Source organism: Pseudomonas sp. YQ_6 (assembly GCF_043103245.1).
Taxonomy (GTDB): Bacteria; Pseudomonadota; Gammaproteobacteria; order Pseudomonadales; family Pseudomonadaceae; genus Aquipseudomonas; species Aquipseudomonas alloputida.
In genome coordinates, this window is sequence record NZ_JBICJR010000065.1 from 135,222 (window position 1) to 157,169 (window position 21,948).

The following is a 21,948-nucleotide window of genomic DNA, read 5'->3' on the forward strand; positions in this document are numbered from 1 at the left end:
GCTTGAATGCAACGGGTGATGATCATTGGTCAGCCAGGGTCTGGGAAAAGTACCCTGGCGCGCAAGCTTGGCGAGCGCACAGGCTTGCCTGTCGTGCACATCGACACGATTCATTGGCAGCCAGGGTGGGTCGAGCGTAGCCGGGACGAGAAGACGCGTCTTTGTCATGAGATCGAGGCCCGTGAGTACTGGATCTTCGAAGGCGGGCATTCCACCACATGGAACAACCGGCTGGCCCGCGCTGACATGGTGATATGGATTGATCGCTCGGCTCCGCTTCGATTCTGGCGCGTGCTCCTCAGAACGATGTTGAACCGCGGTCGATCCCGGCCTGACTTGCCGGACAACTGCCCGGAGTTGCTGGCCAATCTGCCGGAGTTTTTCAGGTTCATGTGGCGGACGAAAGCCTCGTCTCGGGAAGCGATGAAGCGATTCGTAGCGACGGCCCCGCCGGGCTGTCGCGTGGTCTGCCTGCGGACCAATCGGGATACCGATGTTTTTCTCGCGAGTATGGGCACGCAGCCTGATCAGGTTGTGCAAGGTCATTAGATGCCAGATGAGCTTCTCACCAATCACCCCGCAGGCAGCACGGCTGTACCGAAACTTGCAGCCAGCCTGAGATCGATGTGCTGGTCGAGGTTTCAGCGCATCGCAATGAGGCCGCGCGAGACGAGGTGTTGCTGACGCAGGGCTAGATACGCGGCAGTGACCTGTCGGCGTTCGCAGTCAGCTTGCTGCATGGGGTAGCGGTGTCAAGCCGCTATCTTTGATTGCTGCGTCGGCTTCTGGCGATGCCAGATAGTCGAACAGCCCTGGGCTGCGGCATGATGTTGGCTCCTGCTCACGACAGCACCTGAATACAGGGTCATGGCGAGGGAACAGGATTTTAGAGAGGTTTACACCGCTTGCGCTGTCGGAGTAAGCGACAGAGCTGCTGTTTTGCAGCACTTTGCGCACGTCCTCGCCTTTGCGCACGGCCATAGCAATCAAAGACTTTCCGGATCTATTCGACTTGTTTTGTCGGCGTCACCGCTGGCCACCAGGTTCTCGAGGGCAAACCTACCATCAGTATGACATCCGTCTGCTCACCATGGGCGAGCCTGTTTGGGACGGCCTGAGGGGGCTCACCCATCGAAGGAGCGGCCTCTCGTGAAAGAGAGCCTCGCCCCTTCTATTGATAGCGTCGATTAGAAGCCATTGTTAAACAAAGGAAACAGTTGTATTCAAAACATCTAGTCCTGATGCTTGATAACAGCACTGCATCTGATAGGGAAGTTGACTGAGTTGGCAATAAAACATTCGTGGTGAGCATCGTCATGCAGGCGTCTTGCAAGATCCAGATCTGACTGGCTGCTGATAATGACCTGAGGTCTTAACTCAGCGTCTTTGAAATGGCCCTTGCGCTGGCCATCCCCTTCAAGCATCCGGCCCACCGGGTAGTCGACATATTCCAGGACGTTCACGTTGTTGACTGCGCACAGATGAAGATACCAAAGCTTGTGGCAGGCCGAGATCGAGGCCAGCAACATGTCTTCAGGGTTCCAGCGTTCAGGGTTCCCGCGAAAGGCGGGGTCGGCAGAGCCAAGGATAGGTGCCTTGCCTGGAGCCTCCACGTTGAAGTCTCTCTGGTACGCCGTGTAACTGGCAGTACCTGCACCCGTGTTACCTATCCAATTTACGGTGACAGCGTAATGGTGCTCTTTCATGGTCACTCCTGTGTCGAAAGACGGCCGGAAAATCTTGCCCATCGCTTGGGTGCGGTTATCTTGCTCTCGATTGAGGGCTCTCCACCAGCATCTAGTGTTTGCAGCGACGCATGAGCAATCCGAGCACATGCAATGAACCGATGGAACTCCAAGGCCGATACCGACGCCAAGGCTGCGCAACGTGATGCGTCATGCTCCAAGTTGCCTGTCCGCTAGGCCAGGTTGTCCATCCGCCGGTAATTCATGGCGCTCGCCTAGCGGAACACCGTAGCCACATTCCTTGAGCGACCGTGCGCTGATCGCGCGGCGCTTGAAGGGGTGGGTGGTGGTGTGATCACGGCTGTTAAATGAAAAAAGCAGATGTAAAAAAATGTAACACACACCTTCAGCAGTGGATTCATTGGAACAGCTGTGTATTCTGTCTCTCCAGTCAAGAACATGAGTTCAAGGTCCGTTCCATGCGTAATCGCGGCAAAATCTATTGGGAATGGGCCAATTCTGCGTTGCATTCCCGCAACTACGATGAGCGCCTACCCTGTGGCACTTTAATCAACATCCAAGCCCGACTCTCACTTGAAAACGCCACTCAACTTTTCTTGGGTATCTACGGGAAAAAAGGCGTGCTCTTGCTCGAAGAGGTACACCCTGACTGCCGTGGACAGAAACTGTCTGCGGCGATGGCCTGGGCGCTCGAGCGTGCTCACGACTGGGTCGCCAAGGCTTTTCCTGCGCCCAAAGCACCAGGGCCTGAACCACTCCCGCGCAGAGGCTCGCGTCTTCACGGATAACAATGCAGGGAAAACGGAACGCTCGTCAGATCGCTTGAGTCGTATCTCCATCAAAAGCGCATTGAGGCGCCCAGTTGGAGAAAGTGATGACCCTTCAGTCCACCAGTCATGACCTTTACGTGCATTCCTACCTTGGTTACCAGGCATCGATTTACGTGCTGTGGGAGTCGAGCGTCGAATTTCCCACAGGGATGTTGGTCGAGGTAGGGAAGCCGGGCGCAACGGCGCGAACCCTGCGTGTGAGTCGACCATTCTCCTCTTCGACAGAAGCCATTCTCGAAGGGAAGGTTATGGCTGAACAGTACGTGGAAAGTCAGAAAAGCGGAGCTTGTTCTGCCGGGTGAGTTCGCCGAGGTCTGCGATCGGACCCCCCGCAACCACGGGCGGGTCGACCGCCTTCGAATCTGTGCAGCCTTTGATAACGGTATTCCCTGTTCGTCGAGTCGTGCCATTTCAACAGTAACCGCTTGCGTAAGTGCCATTGTGGACGGTGGTGTTACCAATCATCGTGCTGCGCGGGTTCCAAGTCGACCCGGCCCCCCGAGTTGAAACCCTGCACATCAGTGGTCCATGATGTTGCGCTGCCGGTACTAGGGCCGGCATGGTCTACTACTGCTTCACTGAAGCGGCTCTATCAGTTCGGCGCCTTGGTTGCGCACATTGCCAATGGCTGTGCTCACTCGATACCACTCGAAGGCCTCGGCTGGCTCGCCCAGGTTGAGAGCCATCTGCTCGGCTTGTTCGCCCGGCGTCGCGGTTTGCATCCACTCACGCGCAAGGTCTGGGGCCAAAACCACTGGCCTGCGGTCGTGCACATCTACCATTCCGCCCTGGGCATCGGCCGTAATGATGACGAACCCGTCATGCTCGCTGCCAGCGAACTGGCCGATGCAGGCGCAAAGGGAAGGGCGCCCGTCCCGGCGTCGGATGTAGTACGGCTGTTTCTTCGGTCCGCCTTCATCGACCCATTCATACCAGCCGTCGATCGGCGTTATGCCTCGGTGCGGCCAGATCGCCCGGAAGAAGGGGCCGTGTGCCACCTTTTCGACCCTGGCGTTGATCGGCGCGGCACGATCGGTCGCCCAATGCGGCCGCCAGCCCCATCTCACCAGGTCCGCCCGCGGGCCTGCTTCATCCACTCGCAGCACTGCCACCGGCGTGGTCGGCGCGACGTTGTACCGGCCAAGTGGCTGGTCGCCGACGTTGTTCCGCCAGGCTTCTGGCAGGCTCAGGGCTTCGACAAAGTCGTGTATGCCTCGGTACTGACTCAACCTTCCACACATGCGCGGCCCTCCTGCCAGAAAAAGCATAGCGCTTGGGCGTATCGCCGGTGTGGCGGGGGGACGGCGTGCTGTACGTGCAGTCCCGGAGGTGCAAGGCTGAATGAGCGCCCCACCTCCATTCAGCACGGCGCCAAGTCCGATCTTCCAGGCGTTATAGGGTCGTTCGAGGGGACCCGAACGAAAATGCAGTACTTACCACCCTCCATCGATTCAAAGGCCACCAGCTTTTCCACCAGCGCGGCGCTCAAAACCTTGCCAGCGTTAAGCAGCAACATGCCGTTGTCGGCGTTCAGGTTGCGCGCAAGCACCATTCCCGGCGCCAGGTCACGCGTGGTACACACCTGGACTTCAGGGTCCACCAAGGTGAGATCGCTGTGGAACGATGCGCAAACCTGGACGAAGTCCTCTAGGAGCGCCGGGTCATACAACCGGCCGGCATACTTGCGCAGGTAGAGCAAGGCCTCGTCACTGTTCATCTGCCGTTCAAGAATCAAACCCCGTTGCAGCTCAACGAAGTCCACGGCCAGCTTGAGCAAGCGAGCGCCGAACGGGATAGCTTCACCCTTGAGCCGGTCGGGGAAACCGCTGCCGTCCCAGTGCTCCTGGTGATGCAGGATCAGGCGCGCGGCATCTTTCATGGGCTCAAGGGTCATCAGCAGCGCTTCACTTTGGCGTGGGTAGTCGCGATAGCGGTCGCGGTCGCTGTGCATCAACTGGTCCGAAGGGGCAACGATCATGCTATCCGGCCAACTCAATTTGCCTATGTTGTACAGCGCCGCAGCCATGGCCAGATCGCGGCTGATCGCCTCGTCCAAGGCGTGGGCCCGACAGTAGCAACGCACCAGTTCGATGATCTGCCGATTGGTCTGCTTGGCTGGAGGCAGCCGCAGATTAGCCAGCATCGAGAACACCTCGGTCCCGGTAACATAGCTGTGTTTCAGCTCTTCGTAGGCCAGATCGAGCATGTCAGCGGTCTGTTGCAGCTCCGTGGTACGGGCTGCGACGCGTTTCTCCAGGTTGATATTGAGTAGTTTCAGCTGGGCGTTCTGCCGACGTGCCAGCAGCTCCAGGCGTTGGCGCTCGCGTTCGGAATGCTGGTGCTCCAGGGCCTGGCGCAAGGTCAGTAGCAATTCGTCGTCGTTCCAGGGCTTGCTGATGTAACGGTGGATCTGACCGTCATTGACGGCCTTGATGATTGCGCTCGGGTCGGCGTAGCCGGTCAGCAAGATCCTGACGGTCGAGGGGTGATGCTGATTGACCTGCGCCAACAAGGTGGCGCCGTCCATACCTGGCATACGCGCATCGCTCATCACCAGGTCTACCGGGCCCTCGGCCATTTGCGCCAGTGCCTGTTCGCCGCTGGTCGCCAGCTTCACGTCATAGGGTTGGCCACGCAATAGCCGACGTAGACTGTTAAGAATCGACTCCTCGTCGTCTACTAGCAACACGGTCGGCCGATAGGGTGGGTTCTGGTTCGGTTGCACTTCCATGGCAGGCCTCACGCGGTCGATCGATGGAGCACTCGAGCTCAACGAGTGCTTAGGTCAAAGGCTAGATCATTTTTCCGCGACAGGTGTCGGAGCAAGGCGTGGCGGGTGGCAGGCAAATTGTCTGGAAGGCATCTAACCTGACGGCATGGCACCACCCTTCTGTATATCCGTAAGCCCAGGGAAAAGGATTCTCCCGGATGTTCGCGCAGACAACCTGTCGTTTTCGTTCCGTTCTTCACCCGCAGCGCTTGCGACGTTGCCTGAGCCTGTGGGTGCTACTCGTTCTGAGTGTGGACAGCGGGGCCGAGCTGCTGGACGAGCCGCTCAAGCCGCTGCCTCCGATTCCCACTCTGGCACCTGGGCGTGTCGAGCTGGGCCGCCAGCTGTTCAACGATCCGCGGTTGTCGCGCAACGGCACACTGTCCTGCACCAGCTGTCACCGCCTGGACAAGTACGGGGCCGATGGCCGGGCGTTCTCCATGGGTGCAGATGGCCTGCCGCTTGCGGTCAATACGCCAACGGTACTCAATGCCAGTCTTAATTTCCGACAATTCTGGAATGGCCGGGTCGAGTCACTCGAGGAGCAGGGGAATGCCGTGATCACCAGCGCTCACGAGATGGGCGGAGACTGGCGCGTGATCGAGCAGCGCATCGCCGCAGACGTGCGTTACCGTCAGGCGTTCAAGGATGCCTACCCGGACGCGGTGACAAAGGACAACATCCTCAGCGCGTTGGCCGATTACCAAAGGACGCTTCTTACCCCTGGTGCACGTTTCGATCGTTACCTGCAGGGCGATACCGAAGCGCTCACCTTGGAAGAAAAATACGGCTACCAGCGCTTCAAGGACTATGGCTGCATCGCCTGCCACCAAGGGGTGAATATTGGGGGCAACATGTTCCAGAAATTTGGCGTGTTCGGCGACTACATCGCGGATCGCGGCCACCCCACCGAGGCGGATCAGGGCCGCTTCAACGTGACCGGAGAGGAGGCCGACCGGGGTGTGTTCAAAGTGCCGAGCCTGCGCAATGTGGCGATGACCGCGCCCTATTTCCACGATGGCTCGGCGCCTACGCTGGAGCGTGCGATCGACGTGATGTTCCAGTATCAGCTTGGACGAATCCCAAGCGATGAGGACCGCAGGCTCATCATGCTGTTTCTCAAAACCCTTACTGCTGAAAAGGCGGGTCAGCCATGAGGGTGATTTCTCGGCGTACAAGCCTGATTCTATTCAGTGGGTTGGTCTTTGTACTGGCGTCGATGCTGCTGTACTTGTACCTGAATTCCGGGTCTGAGCAGACCCAGACCTACAACGAATCCCGAGATCTCATTCGTCAGCTCAAGCAACAGGATGCAGTATGGGAAAACGAGGTGCTCAAGGCCCGGGTAGCCGTCTCCCATAACTACGATCCACTTGTGATCCCTCTCAAGGAGATGAAGCGGCTGTGGGCACGATTCGACCGCCGGGAAGCCGAGCAAGGGCGCGATGACTCAGATCAGTGGCGCGATGCCCATGACGGTTTTCTTTCTGCGTTCGGGGAAAAGGCTCGGCTCGTGGAGCAATTCAAGTCGCACAATGCCTTGCTGCGAAATTCGTTGGCATTTCTACCCACCGCCGAGGACGGTATTCAGGCCCGGATCAACACCATGCTGGCCCCGAATCGGCAGGAGGTACACGTATTCGTCACTGACACTTATGACCTCTTGCTAAGTGCCCTGGAGTTCGCGCAGGTTACCTCTGTGGAAAGGGCTGCCGAGATAGAGGTGGGGTTAGGCAACTTGGCTGTTAACACGGAGAACCTGCCCAAAGAATTCCAGACGCCCCTCAATCTGTTGAGCAATCACGTGGCGTTGATCCTGCGCGAGCAACCTGTCGTCAACCGCCTGCTCGAGCAGATCGAGGCGATTCCGGTCGACGAACGCCTGGATACGATCACCAGCCTCCTGGACAGGGATCAACAGCAGGTTGAAAGGATCAACCGTAAAAACCATCTCTACACGTTATGGCTATCAGGCTTGCTGATGTTCTCGGTCATTTGCCTGGCTGCGTTGCTGGTGCGCAGCTTCGCCGAGGTGAGACGGGTCAACAACGCATTACAAAGCGCCAATGACGTCCTGGAACAGCGGGTCGAGGAACGCACCCTGGAGCTCCGGAACGCTCAGAGCGAGCTGTTCAACGCCGCGCGCCAGGCAGGTATGGCGGAGATCGCCACCAATGTGTTGCACAACGTGGGCAACGTGCTCAACAGCGTGAACACATCCTCTGATCTCATCGCTCGAACGTTGCGCAGCAGCAAAACCCAGGGTTTGGGCAAAGCCATGCAACTGTTCCGCGAGCATGCCACTGACATCGGTCGGTTTCTCGACGAGGATCCCAGAGGCCGGTTGCTTCCCGGCTACCTCAACCAGCTGACCGAGGCGATCGCCGATGAACAGAAGGAGATGGCGATCGAGCTGGAACGAATGAACAAGAGCATCGACCACATCAAGGAAGTGGTGGCCACCCAGCAATCCTATGCCGGCGCTAAAAATGTGCCAGAGCCGCTGTCGGTCAACGACCTGGTCGAGGACGCGCTGCGCATGAACGCAGGCGCGTTGACCCGGCATCAAGTGAGGGTAGTGCGCGACTTCGCAGATCTGCCTCTGGTGATGGGCGACCGGCATCGGTTGTTGCTGATTCTGATCAACCTGATCAGCAACGCCAAGTACGCCATGTCCGGCCCCGGCAGCGACCCGCGGACGATGATCCTCAGGACGCGCATCGTTGAGGAGGGCTTCCTGGAAATGAGCGTGTTGGACGAAGGCGAAGGCATTGCCCCTGAAAACCTGCAGAAGATCTTTGCCCATGGCTTCACCACGCGCAAGGACGGGCATGGCTTCGGCTTGCACAGTTGCGCCCTGGCCGCCATCGAGATGAATGGTCACCTGACCGCACACAGCGACGGCCCTGGCTTGGGTGCTGTCTTTACCCTGAGGATCCCGCTGATTGCGGTGACGGAGCCTGCATGAGTGACATGATCAATCGCCGGATCCTGCTGATCGATGACATGCCGACTATCCACGAGGACTTTCGCAAGATCCTTGCCCCGGCCAGATCGCAGAACTCTGAGCTGGACGAGATGGAAGGGTTGTTGTTCGGCGAGCAGGTCAAGAACGAACGACCGGTATTCGAACTCGATTCAGCCTATGGCGGTGAGGAAGGACTCGGCCTGCTGAAGCGTGCGCTGCAGGCCAGCAAGCCCTACGCGTTAGCCTTCGTCGACATGCGAATGCCAGGTGGATGGGATGGCGCTCAGACCATTGAGCACCTGTGGGAAGAGGACCCGCTGTTGCAGGTAGTCGTCTGCACCGCCTACTCGGACTATTCCTGGGATGAGTTGCTCGACCGGCTTCAGGCCCACGATCGCCTGCTGATCCTGAAAAAACCGTTCGACAACATCGAGGTCCAGCAAATGGCCAGCACCTTGCTGACCAAGTGGGAAATGACCCAACGAGCCTCGCTGAAAATGCACCAGCTCGAACAGCGGGTAGAGCGGCGTACCCAGCAACTGACACAAGCCAGCGAGGCGCTGCAGCAGGAGATCGAGGAGCGCAAGCAGCTGGAAAGCCAGCTGGTGCAATCGGAGAAGCTCGCCTCGTTGGGGCAGATGGCCGCCGGCGTGGCGCACGAGATCAACAATCCGATCGGTTTCGTGTCCTCAAACCTGGGCACTCTGGGAGGGTACTTCCAGCAACTGGCAGCGATGCTCGACGCCTATCACGAGGCCGAACTGAGGCTCGGCGCAAACGAAACCACTGGGCGCTTGCAAAGGCTTCGTGAGCAGACGGAGCTGGAATTCCTCATGGAAGACATCCCGATCCTCATCAAGGAGTCCAAGGACGGAATCGGTCGAGTGGCGCATATCGTCAAGGACCTCAAAGACTTCTCGCGGGTTGACAGCGCTCAGCAGTGGCAATTAGCCGATTTGCAGCAGGGCATTGACTCCACGCTTAACATCGTCGCGAGCGAGCTGAAACATAAAGCCGACCTGGTAAAACGGTACCAGCCGTTACCCCCTGTCGAATGCCTGCCGTCGCAGATCAACCAAGTGATAATGAACCTGGTGCTCAACGCCGCCCAAGCCATGGGCCCCGAGCGGGGCACCATCACATTGGGCACTGCTCATCAAGGCGCCTGGGTGTGCATCGAAGTTGCAGATACAGGCGCGGGGATAGCACCGGAGAACATCAAGAAGATCTTCGATCCTTTTTTCACCACCAAGCCCGTCGGCCAAGGCACCGGGCTAGGCCTGTCCCTTTCCTATGGCATTGTAAAGAAACACGGTGGGGAGATAACCGTATCAAGCCAGGTCGGAGTGGGAACAACGTTTCGTGTACAACTGCCGGTAAAACAGAGCGTAACGCTTTGATAGCGCACGCGTTCTAGCGCTGGCTGGCATGAAGTGCAGGGCCCCGACGAGTGGAGGGCTCGCTTGGGTCGGCTTACGCACTGATTCAAAGAACCCTGCATTGTGCTATGGGGGAGCGGCGCAGTCTGTGATAATGGGCAATGACAAGGGCCCTATCATGCTGACTATCTCCAATAACGTGCATCTGCCAGATGCCGAAATCGAACTCACATACATCCGCGCGCAAGGCGCGGGTGGGCAGAATGTCAACAAAGTGTCCAGCGCCGTACACCTGCGCTTCGACATCCCGGCCTCATCGTTGCCCGAGTTTTACAAGGCGCGGCTGCTGGCGCTGCGTGACAGTCGCATCACCGGCGACGGCGTATTGATCATCAAGGGCCAGCAGTACCGCACCCAGGAGCAGAACCGTGTTGACGCATTGGCGCGTCTTGCCGAGTTGATCATCACCGCAGGCAAGACCGAAAAGAAACGCCGCCCCACCAAGCCGACCCTCGGCTCGAAGACCCGCCGCCTCGAAGGAAAAGCCAGGCGGAGCACTGTCAAGGCGGGGCGGGGGAAGGTGGAGTTCTAGGGTCTGTATGAAAACCTTGAGACGAAGTTCAGGCAAGGCGAAACAGCCGAGTAAGCGGAGTCTACGGGTTTGTAATTGAGCATTCCGAGGCTGTTCTCAACGCAGCATCACCAAGTATCAAGGTTTTTCATACAGCGCCTAGAAGGAGATGTACCCAATCGTCGAGCTGACGGTAGATCTTCCGGTCACAGAATGGGGGGACGGGAGCAGCAGCAAGAAGGAAAAAGACTGGCCGCTGATTTTAATTTTGGTTTGAACTTGAACTGCGTTAGGATTCTCTAAACAGCATCCACGTATTCAGGAGTATGCACATGTCGCGTTTGGCAGAGTTTAGACAGCTTGAACAGAAGTTGGCGGCCCAGTTGGCCGAACTGGAAGCCATGAAAAGCAGCGGTGAGCTTCAGAAAGAGATCGAGTTCGAGACCAAGCTGCGTGACCTGCTAAGCAAATACGGTTACAGCCTGCGCGATATCATCAACATCCTGGATCCTCAGGCCAGTCGCCGTTCCGCAGCTCCTGCGGCTACAGAGAAAGCCCCACGCCGTGCTCGGCAAGTGAAGCAGTACAAGAACCCGCATAATGGAGAGGTCATCGAGACCAAGGGTGGCAACCACAAGCTGCTCAAGGAATGGAAAGCCCAGTACGGGGCAGAAGAAGTGGAATCCTGGGTGTCCTGATTTGTGCTGATGTCGCCCTCATTGCGCTATCTGAAACGCCTTGTTCTTTTTCGAGGAAGCGACAGCGTCGCCTCCTCGAAATAGGGCGTTCATCGTGATTGGGCGGAATGAGTTGACGTGGTTAAACAGGAAGTTTCGCGACTAAGCATTCAGCGCCCGTTTCAACACTTCGTAAATTTTGGCATCAGCCGATTGGGCGACATTGAAACGGAGGAAATCACCCGCAGCCATCGACTGGCTGAACGCATTTCCGGGCGCCAGTACTACACCTTCATTCAAGCAAGCCCGAGCCAGCGTTGCTGCATCCTTGCCCTGAGGGAGTTGGCACCAGACGTACATGCCTGACTGGGGGGTTATCCAGGGCTTGATACCAATGGCCCGAAGCCGCGCCACCGTTCTGTCCATAGCCTCGGCCAGCCTGAGGCGAACACTTTCCATGTGTTTCCGGTACCCGCTATCGGTAATCGCCAGATGGATGATGTCCGCGGCCAGGCGGCCACCCCCGAATGTGGTCGCAATCTTGAGATCGACCAGGCTCTCGATCCAGTCACTGCGAGCCGCGATGTAGCCGCATCGAATCGAAGCGGAGATGGTCTTGGAAAAGCTACCTATCTGGATGACACGAGAGAGGCCATCGAAGGCAGACAGCCGTGGCGCTGGCGCATTCTCGAAATCCCCGAAGATGTCGTCCTCTACGATCACCAGGCTGGAGGTGTCGGCCAGCTTTAGCAACCTGTGTGCCGTGACCGGAGACAGGTTGGCGCCGGTCGGGTTGTGGATGCCTGAATTGGTTATGTACAACCGGGGAGAATGCGCGAGCAGGGCAGTGCTGAAAGCATCGATGTCCGGGCCCGTCGCGGTGTAGGGGACCCCTACGATGTTCACCCTGTGCGCTTTCAGCAGTGCGTGAAAATTGAAATAGCAGGGGTCGTCGACCAGCACTGTGTCCCCCGGCTCCAGTAGAAAACGGCAGATCAGGTCGATGGCGTGGGTGCCGGACTCAGTCAGCATGATCTGTTCAAGAGGGGCTTCGATCCCGATGCCTTTCAGCTTCCGTGACAAGAATTGCCTGAGAGGCAGATGCCCAAGTGGCGAGGCGTACTCAGTCAGTTTCGACGTGTCAGAACGGGCAACGGTTCGAAGCGCTTTGCGCAAGCCGGCTTCGAACATCCAGGAGGCAGGTAGCCAACCGCACCCCGGTTTCAACGCATCGCTAGCGGTGTCAAGAGACTGGCGCGAGATCCACAACGGGTCCACTTCACGATCAAGCCTTGGGCCGAGTTCGGTGAGTACCAAGGGCGCCACTGGCCCGGCTACGTAAAAGCCGGAGCCAGGACGAGAGTTGAGTACACCCTCAGCCATCAACCTTTCATAGGCCTCAAGCACCGTAGAAACCGACACCTGCATGGTCTGAGCCATCGCACGCACCGAGGGAATTCTTGCGCCTGGTGTGTAGGTTCGAGAGGCTATCCGCGACTGGATTTCACCCATGACAGTTCGAATACGCGTTCCGTCCCGTTTCATCGCACCCTCAACTGTGCTGGAGTCATATGCATAACAGTTTGGTTTAAGTGTATTGGATTGTACATGGTCTGGGTGAGCCTGTCGGTGATGTACTGAGCCTTGGCTTATTGAGGACTTAACGATGGAAAAATCAGCAAGCGGGTGGATCAACGGTTTCATAGGTGTCGCCATTTTTGCGGGTTCGTTGCCGGCAACCCGAGTGGCAGTGGCCGACTTCGAACCGACGTTCCTCACCTGTGCCCGGGCAACAATTGCCGCCATGCTGGGCGCGCTTTTTCTGATCGTGCTACGCCAGCCTCGGCCCAAACGGCGGGATTTGTCGCCTTTGGCCGTAACAGCGCTCGGCGTTGTTATCGGTTTCCCGCTACTGACAGCATTTGCCCTTCAGCACATAAGCTCTGCTCACTCCATTGTTTTTGTCGGGCTCCTGCCATTGTGTACCGCAGGATTTGCGGTTCTGCGGGGCGGTGAACGACCTCGGCCCTTGTTCTGGCTGTTCTCGTTGACAGGTGCCGGGTTGGTCGCTGGCTATGCGTTGATGAACGGAGGCGAGGCGTCGGCGGTGGGCGATCTGCTGATGTTGGCTGCCGTTGTGGTCTGTGGGTTGGGCTATGCCGAAGGCGCGCGCCTCTCGCGGACATTGGGTGGTTGGCAGGTGATCAGCTGGGCGTTGCTGGTAGCGTTGCCGTTCATGCTGCTGCTGACGGTGGTCAATCTTCCAGCCTCTGATGACTTTGCCAGGGTAAGTGCCCCGGCGTGGTTCAGCTTTGTCTACGTTTCACTGTTCAGCATGCTGATCGGGTTTGTGTTCTGGTACCGAGGGCTCGTCCAGGGGGGGATTGCGGCTGTGGGCCAACTGCAACTCTTTCAGCCGTTCATGGGGCTTGGGCTGGCAGCGTTGCTTCTGCACGAGCATGTCAGCTGGACGATGCTTCTCGTGACGCTGGGTGCTGTCATCTGTGTTTACGGGGCCAGGAAATATGCCCAATAGATGAACAGCCAGGCAGAGTGCAATGTCGAGCTGATGGGGTTAACGGGGCCGGTTGTCTCGCCACTGCAAAACGGTTGCCGACTTTCGGCGAGACGTACTCCGCACCTCCAACTAGAAAATGGCATCAGCCGGTAATGACTGCGTCTTGCTGGCTGACAAGGCCCGGTTGTCGAACGCGCTGCCCCCCGGCAACCTTGCCCAGGCCAACGGACCGATGGCGATTTCTTCTACACTCAGCAGGCAATGGTCGAGTTCGCGTTGCAGTGTCTGGGTATCCAGGTCCTGGCCAATGAACACCAGCTCCTGACGGCAATCGCCGACGATGCTGTCCCACTTGGCCATGATGCCCTGCAAGCGATACTTGTCCTGTGGCCACTGTGACGTGTCGATGAAGTTCCACCAATGGCCAACGTAGTCCCATTGAAACCGCTGGCCGCTGTGTACCAGCAAGCCGATTTCGCGGTGGCGGCTGGCAAGCCAGAAATAACCTTTGCTGCGCAGAAGACGGCCGTCGCGCCAGGGCCGTGCAAGAAAATCAAGCAAGCGTTGCGGATGGAACGGGGCGCGCGCTCGGTAGACCCATGACGTCACGCCATAGGTCTGCGACTCGCCGGCCGGGGTGTCGTGCGCGTCCATCTGTTTCATCCAGCCGGGCGCTGCGGCAAGGCTGGGCAAATCGAACAGCTGGGTGCCAAGGATGCTCGACAGGGCGACGTTGCCGGCCACCATCGGCAGGATCTGTGCGCCTGGATTGAGCCCGGCGAGAACTGCCTGCAGGGCCTGGTACTGCGCCTCGTCGACCAGGTCGCGTTTGTTGACCAGAATCACATTGGCATACTCGACCTGCTCGATCAGCAGATCGGCCAGCGGGCGCCTGCTGTCATCCGTGGTGACGTCGGCCCGCGCGACGGTTTCGGGAGAGTCGAGCATGGCCATGAACTGGCTGGCATCGACCACCGTCACCAGCGTATCCAGCCGCGCCAGTTCGCTGAGGCTGAAACCGTTGGCGTCGAGAAAGGCAAAGGTCTCGGCGACTGGCATCGGCTCGGAAATCCCGGTGGACTCGATCAACAGGTAATCGAAACGCTGCTGGCGCGCCAGCGCGCTGATCTGCTCAAGCAGGTCGGCGCGCAGGGTGCAGCAGATACAGCCGTTGCTCATCTCTATCAATTCATCCTGGCCACGATACAGCGCAACGTCGCGCTGGACCTGGGCGGCATCGATGTTGACCTCGCTCATGTCATTGACGATAACCGCCACCTTCAGGCCCTGGCGGTTGCGCAGGATGTGGTTGAGCAGGGTGGTCTTGCCTGCGCCGAGGAAGCCTGAAAGGACCGTCACCGGCAGCCGGCCTGCCTGGGCGCCGGCACTCATGCGCGCACCACTCGCGGGCTTTCGACCCTGTCCAGATAGCTTTCGAACAGGTCTACCACCACCAGGCCGTCGTCTGCGGCATCGCCCCACAGGTCCCGCACGCGGAACTCGACATGGTAGGTCGGTTGATGCGCAGCGCTCTGGTCGCCATGGCCAATCGCGTCCGGAAACGGCCACTGTTCAGTGGTCCGGTGCAGCACTACGCCTTGCTTGCCGCGCACGTATGCAGGCATGCGCACATGCCCGGCCACGTATTCATCGCGTACGATGACCCGATCGCCCACTTCAAAAGGCGCTCGCCCGATAATTGCAGCACGCCCTTGCGCATGGGCGGGGTTGGCCAGCTTGAAGTGCGAGCCGAGTGCTTCATCCAGTTCGGCCTGGGTGATGACGCCTGTTTCGACCAGCAGCGTGGCAGTGGCGATCACATAACGTTCGTAGTATTCGGTGCCGACGTGCTGGCGCACGTCAATGCGTTCGACGGCATGTCGTATTTCGTCGACGCTGAACTTGTTCAGGTGGTCGACGCCGATGAACATCAGGCTGTAGGCCAGGTGTTCCCAGTCCTGCTTGAACACCTGCTTGTAGCTCAGGCTGTTGATGCGGTGGGGCACTTTGCCAAAGCCCTGGAAACCGCCGAGATCGTGAAAGCCATCCATATTGAACACTCCGGAAGTTGAATGGGGTTGGGAGGCCTTGCTCAGCCAACGCGGGGCAGGGCGACGCCGATCAGCACATCCTTGGTGACCAGTTGCCGCAACTGCTCTTCGCTCATATGCTCTGAGCCCGCTGGTCGTTGCGGTAGCACCAGGTAGCGGCTTTCAGCGCTGGTGTCCCAGACCTTGACCACCATGTCGCCGGGCAACTCGGTGCCCAGCTCGCGCAATACCGTGCGCCCCTCCCGGACCAACCGTGCACGGAATTCGAAGCCCTTGTACCACTCAGGCGGCAGGCCCAGCACCGGCCAGTTCGTGCAGGAGCACAGGCTGCAGACGATCACGTTTTTCAACTGCGGGGTGTCTTCCAGGGCGACGATGTATTCGCCTTGTGGGCCGGTGAAGCCGAACTGGGCGCAGGCGGCCGTACCGTCCTTGAGCAGCAGCTCGCGAAACTGCGGATCGACCCAGGCCTTGGCGACGATGCGCGCGCCGTTTTCCGGGCTCCAGCCGTGTTCCATCAGCTGGGTGAGCTGTTCGATGTAGCCCTCGGGGATGAGGTCTTTGCGCTTGAGCACTGCAAACAATGCGCGTGCCCGCTCACCAGGGGTTGAAGTTGCCGTCATGGGATTACTCCTCTCGTCCAACACGGTTGTTGAAATCTGTTGTTGTGCCAGTTGTTTTTTGCAGGGGCGCAGCGCCTGCTGCCTGGGTCACAGCGTGCGCCAGTCCACCGCGGCCTCGAACGCTGCCGCTGCCTGATAGATCGTGCCTTCGGCATAGTGCTTGCCGACCAGCATCAGCCCGACCGGCAGGCCATCGACCAGGCCGCAAGGGATGGACATGGCCGGGTGACCGGTGATGTCTTGTGCGGCGGTATTGCCGAGCATCTCCAGCGCGCGCGAGACACTCTCGGTGATCGAGCAACCTGGCGCTGGCAGCGGCTGGGCGATGATGGGCACGGTTGGCATTACCAGCAGGTCGTAGCGCTCCAGCGCCTTGTCGTAGCCGGCGCGCGCGAAACGGGCGATGTTCTGCGCCTTCGCGTAGTAACGGCCGTGGTAGTGTTCCAGGCCAAACTGGCCAACCAGCATGCACAGCTTGAGCGAGGGCGACAGGGCGTCGGCCTGGGTCCGCCAGCCGGCCTGCTTGTCGAGCAAGGCGACGTCGTACAGGCCCTTCCAGTTAAAGCCCGCGCCGTTGCCGTGCATCATCTGCATGGTCAGGCCTTCGCAGCCGATCGGGCTCCATAGCGAGCCCGCCAGCGTATGCTCGGGAACCGATACTTCCTCGACCACTGCACCCAACGCCTCGAAGCGAGCGATGGCGCTGCGCACCTTGTCGCCAACGCGCTGATCAAGGTTAGCGAGCTGGAAACCTTGCTGGAGGATGCCGATACGCAGCCCGCGTACACCGCGCTCGAGGTAGTTGCCATAGGTATCTACTTCGGGCACGCCCTGGCGTGGGTCAAGGCCGTCGGTACCGGCCATGACCTCGAGCATGAGCGCGTTGTCGCGCACGTTGCTGGTCATCGGACCGACATGGTCGAAGGTGGCCTCGATCGCCATCACCCCGGTATACGGCACCAGCCCGAAAGTCGGCTTCATGCCATAGATGCCGCACCACGCTGCGGGAATACGCGCTGAACCGCCCTGATCGCCGCCCACCGCCAGGTCAACTTCGCCCGCAGCAACCAGCGCGGCGCTGCCCGACGACGAGCCGCCGGTGCTGAAACCAGGGCGCAATGGGTTGTGCACGGGTGCCGGGTCCGAGGTGTGGCTGGCGCCGGACAGGCAGTAGTGCTCGCAAGTGGCCTTGCCGAGGATGGTCACCCCGGCGTCGAGCAAACGCGTAACCACAGTGGCATCGAATGACGGTACAAAACCGGCCAGTGGCGCGGCACCGTTCATCATCGGCACGCCCGCCAGCGAGATGTTGTCCTTGAGTGCGACTGTTTTGCCGAGCAGTTTGCCGGTGCTGGCGCCCATCACCTCGGTACGGTAGTACCAGGCGTTCAACGGGTTCTCCCGGCCGGAGGGGCGGTAACCCGCAGTGCGCTCGTAGCGCACCAAGGGGATGAAGTCCGGCAGTTCGTCGACCAGGTCATAGGCGTCGAGGCTTGCCTGCATGAGCGCCAGGTATTCGCTGGCTTGTTCGGGGGGCAGCTGCATGTGCAGGCGGCTGGCGAGGGCCTGCAACTGTTCGAGCGTCGGGCGGATGATGGCCATGGGGTGTCCTGTTTCCGGTGGCAGGCCGCAGGGGCCGGTAAATGACTGTTCGAGAGGCTCGCCGCGGCTGGGCCTGGTAACAAGCTAGCGCCAGCGCGCGAGCGGTACTTGGTTGAGCAGGACAGTCGCTTTGTTGAGCAGGACTGCGTTGCGCCAAGTGGAGTGCGTCCTGAATGTGGCCGGGTGGGCTTACGGCTCCAGCTTGGGCACGGCTGCCTGCTCAGCCGAATCGGTGCGTCCGGGCCACACTACGCCGACGCTTTTCATGCCTTTGGCCGGGTCCATCGTGGGGTTGGCCAACACCACATCGCGGTAGGAGGGGCTGCCGATCACGGCGGGTTTGAACTTGACCAGGAAGTCGTTGACCTCCTTGCGCAGTTCCGGTGGCAGGTTGTAGTCGTTGTAGCACTCCTCCAGGCAATCCAGCGTGGCTTGCCAATGAACCTCGGTAAGCCCCATGCCGCGGTGTGCGGTAACCATGTCCCGGCCGCGGTACTTGGCGCTGCCACCCCAGTGTTGCGAGAGGAAGTCGACGAAGTTGATGTGTTCCTTCTGGAAGGTCGACTCGGACATGTGTGCCCAGATATGACCGATCGCCGGGTGGGCCATGGTCTTGCGCAGTACCGCGCCGGCGAACTGGTAGATAGCGTCATAGCCGCCGAGGCGGGTATACAACGAAGGTTGCTGTTCAGGGGTTGCCTGTTGATCAATCATGTACTGGTGCTCCGAATCTGCTGGGGGGCTTGCTGGTGCCAACGGGCCTTGGGTTAAAAGACCCGCACGTACCTGAGGTTCAGGCGGAAGTTTTCCTTGGGGCCGTTTTCTACCGCGAGGTCACGGCCCAGTTGCACCTGCAGCTGGTCCTTGGCGGTGAAGAACTTGTTCGCGGTGACGCGCAAGTTGGTGGTTTCGGCGCGGTCGTCCTGCGCCGTTCCGTCAATCTGGTTCTCTCCGCCCCAGGTGTGACCGAGGCCAACTGCCAGTGAAGTGCCAGGGTCGACGATGTAGCGCCCCATCAGTTGTGCCCCGTAGGAAACCTCCTGTTCACGGCGCGCAGAGCTGGAGCCGAAGTCGTCGTTGTCGCTGTACCAGATGGCATCACCGACCAGGTCTACAGCCCATTTTTCGCCCACATGTTTGACGTAGGCGGCCTGCAGATCGACCTTCCAGCGGTTCTCGCCAAGGTTGAGCGCATCGTCGCGGTCGTAATTGCCAGTGGGGGCGGTGAGGTAAACGGTGGCGCCAAGGATGTCGTTGGCCTCGTTCAAGCGGTACTTGAGCGGCGCCGTCAGGGTGAGGTCGCCGACGCCGCTGGTGTTGCCCAGGGCCGAGGCATCGCCGCTGCTCGATACGCGGCCGAACGGCAGCAGAAATTGCGGCTCCAGGGTCAGTCGATCAGTCAATTGATAGACGTGCAGCAGCCGCAGGATGCCGACGTTGGAGGTCAGGTTGAAATCGGAGCTGACTTTGTGGCCGTTGGCGTAAGCGCTGTCGGTGGTGGAATGCTGGTAATAGACCACACCGATCGTTGCACCCACCGGCAGCGCTTCATAATCACCCGGATCAACTTCGAACGCTTGGGCACACACGCTTGGCACGGCTGCCGCGAGCATCAGGTAACGGAGCTGTTTCATGGACAGAGGTCCTTTATTCTGGGCAAAAAGAGCCCCACTACCGCAGGGACGGCAGGTGCGGGGCTAAACGTGGAGTTGGGGGCTAGTTGGAACTGACTTTTGCGTCGCGCAACATGCCGGTGTGTGGGTGGCAGTTGATGTATTCGAACACCTGGCTGCTTGCATCCGACACGGAGACTTCGTGATAGAGCCGCAACTTCTCGAGCCCTGCCGCTACCCGAAAGAAGGTGACGAAAATACGCAGATGGGTGGGGTGCGATTCCGCCCAGCGTTCGAGTTTCTCCAATGAACGCCAGTGGCCGATGTTGTAACTCATGTCGAGTACATTGCCGTCAGCGTCGATATTGCGTACAAAGCGATTGCTGTAACAGCCCAGCGGCTGGCCGTTATCGCGCAGAAAATCCATACCATCCTGCAAGGTCGGCAAGATTTCATCCAGGTACAGCGAGCGCTCAGCCGCTTCTGCCGCTGCCCAGTCCTGGCCCGAGCGAATCAAGGCGATATTGTCATGGCCGATCACCACTACCCGACCGCCTTTGGCCGGGTCGCCAGCCACGACTCGCAGTTCGCCGTTCGGGTTCATCCAGTCCGTTTGCGACACCGGGAAACGGTCGCGCATCGAGCCCCAGTAACCGTGCTCCTCGATCTCGCCACTGGTGTTGTCCATGATCGCCCCGACCCCGGGCAAATCGCTCTGGAACGCATACAGCGTCTCGAACTGCTCGGCCCGCGGCGCGGTGATTTCGCGGTAGTAACCAAGGCCATCATTCAAGCGTTGCGGCGAACTCCACCAGCCATCCACCTCAGGCGAGCGTGACCAGCGGCAGTAAGCGCCGGTATCTTTCCAGTAGCCGACGATCATCAGGTTGTCGTAGCCACTGCTGTCGGTGTGGTGCGTCAGGTCGTGAGTCAGCGGGCCGTCGTTCAAGCCAAAGCTGTCGAGAATCTCGCGCATCGCCTGCAAGGCCCGCTCACGCTGACCATCACCCTGGTACTGCACCCCCAGATAGGCCATCACGACTTGCGTCAGCTGCTCATCAGCGCGGCCGACCCACATCGGGAAGGGCGGCTGGTAATCATCAGGCACCCGGCGCGATAACGTGCGCGGGCACATGAGGTGTTTGTCGATTGCAGATTCCATCACAGGCTCCTTGTTATTTTTTGTTCAGAACACGCTCAGCATTGCCTGGTGCGTTCGCCAGCCGGGCGCGCAGTGCACACGCCGCCCACTCGAGCACCCACGATAAAAACTCTTCGGGCACCAGGTCGCGCCTATGCAGCCACCTGAACTCGTCGGCTATTCGCTGTTTTTGTAATTGCATGGGCTACCTCATCAGCGCAGTTGCTGGAAACAACGTGAGGTAAAAGTTAGGGAGGACTGGGCAACGTCGCTTTGTTCGCAAGGACAATCGTTTGGTTGGAAACGACAGCGCCGTAACACCCGCTTGAGGATGAGCCGCGATGGTGCAGCGTCGAGGGAAAAGCAGCATTTTTGCCCCGAAATGGGGAGCGATATGGGAGGTTTTAGAAAGCGCCTGTTGGCGCTATAAGGACGAAGGCTGAGATGGCCGCAGCATGGACCAGCGAATACCGCTGGCGTGAATATTGCCTACGCGAACTTCTGTAACAGTGCCCCTTTTTCGATATGCCACATGAAGGTGAGCGCCATCATGGCTGAGACCAACCACTATTCGACCCTTGCCGTTTCGCCATCCCGTCGCTTTGATTACTGGCGGGAGGTGGTCTGCCGCCATTGTTTGTCGGCAGACAGCAAACCCTCCTCGCAGAGCAACTTCGAGGGGGCGCTGCAGGTCAACGGCATCGGCCCGTTGGATGTCACGACGCTGTCGTCGCCGCTGCACCACTGGGTGCGCTCCGAGCAACACCTGCGCAGCGACCCCGCCGAAGACATATGGTTGGGAGTCACCCTGGACGGTTACGGCGAAATTGAACAACACAACCGCAAGGCCAGGCTCACGGCCGGCAATGTGTTTCTTTACGACGCAACCCAACCGTTTCGATTCAGCCTGGGTGGTACCGAAAACCACCTTATCCGCATCCCCCGGCCGCTGCTCGCACAGCGCGTCCCGCACATCGCTGACATCACCGCGCTGGTGCTGGAAGAGGGGCGCCCCGGAGTGATCCCGCTGCGGCAGATGATTGGCCAAGCGGCCAGTTATGCGCCGTTGCTGCAGGACGAAGGCGTCTCTCGGCGGTACTCCAACACCATCGTCGACCTGCTGGTGCTCAGCCTTGAGTTGCAGGACCTGAATACTACCCATCGAGAACTGGATCTTTATGGGCGAATCATGAACTACATTCAACGCCATTTGACTGAGCCGGAGCTGTCGATCGAGTCGATTGCCCTGGCACATCACGTGTCGACAAGGACGGTGACACGTGCGTTTGCCCGGCATCAGAAGTCACCGGTTGCCGAGATCTGGAAGGAACGGCTGAACGCTAGCCGCGCAGCGATTGAGTGTGGGCAGGTAAGGAGTGTTTCGCAGGCGGCGTTGGAGTTTGGTTTTTCCGACTTTTCGCATTTTAGCCATGCGTTTCGCAAGGCGTTTGGAGTGGCGCCGCATTCGTTGTTACGGCGCAGTAGGGGGTGAGGATTGA

General features: G+C 59.3%; 21 protein-coding genes and 1 pseudogene. 9 read left to right on the forward strand and 13 right to left on the reverse strand.

What is annotated here, in order from left to right:
- The first annotated feature begins 6 nt into the window (after positions 1–6).
- Entirely contained in the window at positions 7–549 is a 543-nt protein-coding gene (locus ACF8FG_RS22440) for an AAA family ATPase (protein ID WP_135198962.1), read from the forward strand.
- Between the two features lie 177 nt (positions 550–726).
- Here ACF8FG_RS22440 and ACF8FG_RS22445 read toward each other — a convergent pair.
- Positions 727–1,144: pseudogene (locus tag ACF8FG_RS22445) on the reverse strand (substrate-binding domain-containing protein); the annotation flags it as partial.
- 88 nt (positions 1,145–1,232) lie between these two features.
- Complete coding sequence (locus ACF8FG_RS22450; RefSeq protein WP_014591152.1) at positions 1,233–1,706, reverse strand: OsmC family protein; 474 nt, start codon at positions 1,704–1,706, stop codon at positions 1,233–1,235.
- Between the two features lie 874 nt (positions 1,707–2,580).
- Between ACF8FG_RS22450 and ACF8FG_RS22455 the strand changes: the two genes are divergently transcribed.
- On the forward strand, positions 2,581–2,838 hold the full coding sequence (locus ACF8FG_RS22455) for a hypothetical protein (protein ID WP_070383878.1): 258 nt from the start codon (positions 2,581–2,583) through the stop codon (positions 2,836–2,838).
- A gap of 273 nt (positions 2,839–3,111) precedes the next feature.
- Here the strand turns inward: ACF8FG_RS22455 and ACF8FG_RS22460 are convergent, their stop codons facing one another.
- Both ACF8FG_RS22460 and ACF8FG_RS22465 read right to left on the reverse strand, forming a co-directional pair.
- The gene (locus ACF8FG_RS22460; protein ID WP_135198963.1) at positions 3,112–3,777 is read right to left on the reverse strand and encodes an SOS response-associated peptidase; all 666 of its coding nucleotides are present in this window, start codon (positions 3,775–3,777) and stop codon (positions 3,112–3,114) included.
- Positions 3,778–3,896: 119 nt separating this feature from the next.
- Complete coding sequence (locus tag ACF8FG_RS22465) at positions 3,897–5,267, reverse strand: HD domain-containing phosphohydrolase (protein WP_135198964.1); 1,371 nt, start codon at positions 5,265–5,267, stop codon at positions 3,897–3,899.
- A 197-nt stretch (positions 5,268–5,464) separates the two neighbouring features.
- Between ACF8FG_RS22465 and ACF8FG_RS22470 the strand changes: the two genes are divergently transcribed.
- The 5 genes from ACF8FG_RS22470 (at position 5,465) to ACF8FG_RS22490 (ending at position 10,922) form a co-directional block, all read left to right on the forward strand.
- On the forward strand, positions 5,465–6,463 hold the full coding sequence (locus tag ACF8FG_RS22470) for a cytochrome-c peroxidase (protein WP_070383879.1): 999 nt from the start codon (positions 5,465–5,467) through the stop codon (positions 6,461–6,463).
- Positions 6,460–8,274 (forward strand): DAHL domain-containing protein, encoded by a 1,815-nt coding sequence (locus tag ACF8FG_RS22475; protein ID WP_135198965.1) that lies wholly within the window; start codon positions 6,460–6,462, stop codon positions 8,272–8,274. Before ACF8FG_RS22470 ends, ACF8FG_RS22475 begins: the two co-directional genes overlap by 4 nt.
- Positions 8,271–9,674: an ATP-binding protein gene (locus tag ACF8FG_RS22480; RefSeq protein ID WP_134698441.1), complete on the forward strand. Its 1,404-nt coding sequence runs from the start codon at positions 8,271–8,273 to the stop codon at positions 9,672–9,674. Before ACF8FG_RS22475 ends, ACF8FG_RS22480 begins: the two co-directional genes overlap by 4 nt.
- Before the next feature lie 157 nt (positions 9,675–9,831).
- Complete coding sequence (arfB, locus tag ACF8FG_RS22485) at positions 9,832–10,245, forward strand: alternative ribosome rescue aminoacyl-tRNA hydrolase ArfB (RefSeq protein ID WP_010953846.1); 414 nt, start codon at positions 9,832–9,834, stop codon at positions 10,243–10,245.
- Positions 10,246–10,556: 311 nt separating this feature from the next.
- Positions 10,557–10,922, forward strand: coding sequence for a histone-like nucleoid-structuring protein, MvaT/MvaU family (locus ACF8FG_RS22490; protein ID WP_014591145.1), 366 nt, complete (start codon positions 10,557–10,559; stop codon positions 10,920–10,922).
- Between the two features lie 141 nt (positions 10,923–11,063).
- On the opposite strand, the gene ACF8FG_RS22495 is transcribed toward ACF8FG_RS22490, so the two are convergent.
- On the reverse strand, positions 11,064–12,446 hold the full coding sequence (locus tag ACF8FG_RS22495) for a PLP-dependent aminotransferase family protein (RefSeq protein ID WP_134698442.1): 1,383 nt from the start codon (positions 12,444–12,446) through the stop codon (positions 11,064–11,066).
- Positions 12,447–12,567: 121 nt separating this feature from the next.
- Between ACF8FG_RS22495 and ACF8FG_RS22500 the strand changes: the two genes are divergently transcribed.
- Positions 12,568–13,437, forward strand: coding sequence for a DMT family transporter (locus ACF8FG_RS22500; protein ID WP_019438527.1), 870 nt, complete (start codon positions 12,568–12,570; stop codon positions 13,435–13,437).
- A 111-nt stretch (positions 13,438–13,548) separates the two neighbouring features.
- Here ACF8FG_RS22500 and ACF8FG_RS22505 read toward each other — a convergent pair whose 3' ends face one another.
- The 8 genes from ACF8FG_RS22505 to ACF8FG_RS22540 all read right to left on the reverse strand — a co-directional run bounded on the left by ACF8FG_RS22505 (position 13,549) and on the right by ACF8FG_RS22540 (position 20,651).
- On the reverse strand, positions 13,549–14,811 hold the full coding sequence (locus tag ACF8FG_RS22505; protein ID WP_019438526.1) for a GTP-binding protein: 1,263 nt from the start codon (positions 14,809–14,811) through the stop codon (positions 13,549–13,551).
- Positions 14,808–15,470, reverse strand: coding sequence for a nitrile hydratase subunit beta (nthB, locus tag ACF8FG_RS22510; RefSeq protein ID WP_014591141.1), 663 nt, complete (start codon positions 15,468–15,470; stop codon positions 14,808–14,810). Before nthB ends, ACF8FG_RS22505 begins: the two co-directional genes overlap by 4 nt.
- A gap of 41 nt (positions 15,471–15,511) precedes the next feature.
- Positions 15,512–16,093 (reverse strand): nitrile hydratase subunit alpha, encoded by a 582-nt coding sequence (gene nthA / locus ACF8FG_RS22515; RefSeq protein ID WP_014591140.1) that lies wholly within the window; start codon positions 16,091–16,093, stop codon positions 15,512–15,514.
- An 87-nt stretch (positions 16,094–16,180) separates the two neighbouring features.
- Complete coding sequence (locus ACF8FG_RS22520) at positions 16,181–17,695, reverse strand: amidase (RefSeq protein WP_318078878.1); 1,515 nt, start codon at positions 17,693–17,695, stop codon at positions 16,181–16,183.
- A 189-nt stretch (positions 17,696–17,884) separates the two neighbouring features.
- Complete coding sequence (locus ACF8FG_RS22525) at positions 17,885–18,409, reverse strand: group 1 truncated hemoglobin (RefSeq protein WP_119713825.1); 525 nt, start codon at positions 18,407–18,409, stop codon at positions 17,885–17,887.
- A 53-nt stretch (positions 18,410–18,462) separates the two neighbouring features.
- A complete protein-coding gene (locus ACF8FG_RS22530) occupies positions 18,463–19,329 on the reverse strand; it encodes a transporter (protein ID WP_014591137.1) in 867 nt (288 codons plus the stop codon).
- Positions 19,330–19,411: 82 nt separating this feature from the next.
- The gene (locus tag ACF8FG_RS22535; RefSeq protein WP_318078877.1) at positions 19,412–20,470 is read right to left on the reverse strand and encodes a phenylacetaldoxime dehydratase family protein; all 1,059 of its coding nucleotides are present in this window, start codon (positions 20,468–20,470) and stop codon (positions 19,412–19,414) included.
- 13 nt (positions 20,471–20,483) lie between these two features.
- Positions 20,484–20,651 (reverse strand): hypothetical protein, encoded by a 168-nt coding sequence (locus tag ACF8FG_RS22540; protein WP_167665932.1) that lies wholly within the window; start codon positions 20,649–20,651, stop codon positions 20,484–20,486.
- A gap of 348 nt (positions 20,652–20,999) precedes the next feature.
- Here ACF8FG_RS22540 and ACF8FG_RS22545 point away from each other — a divergent pair, with 348 nt between their 5' ends.
- On the forward strand, positions 21,000–21,941 hold the full coding sequence (locus ACF8FG_RS22545; protein WP_014591135.1) for a helix-turn-helix domain-containing protein: 942 nt from the start codon (positions 21,000–21,002) through the stop codon (positions 21,939–21,941).
- Positions 21,942–21,948 lie beyond the last annotated feature (7 nt).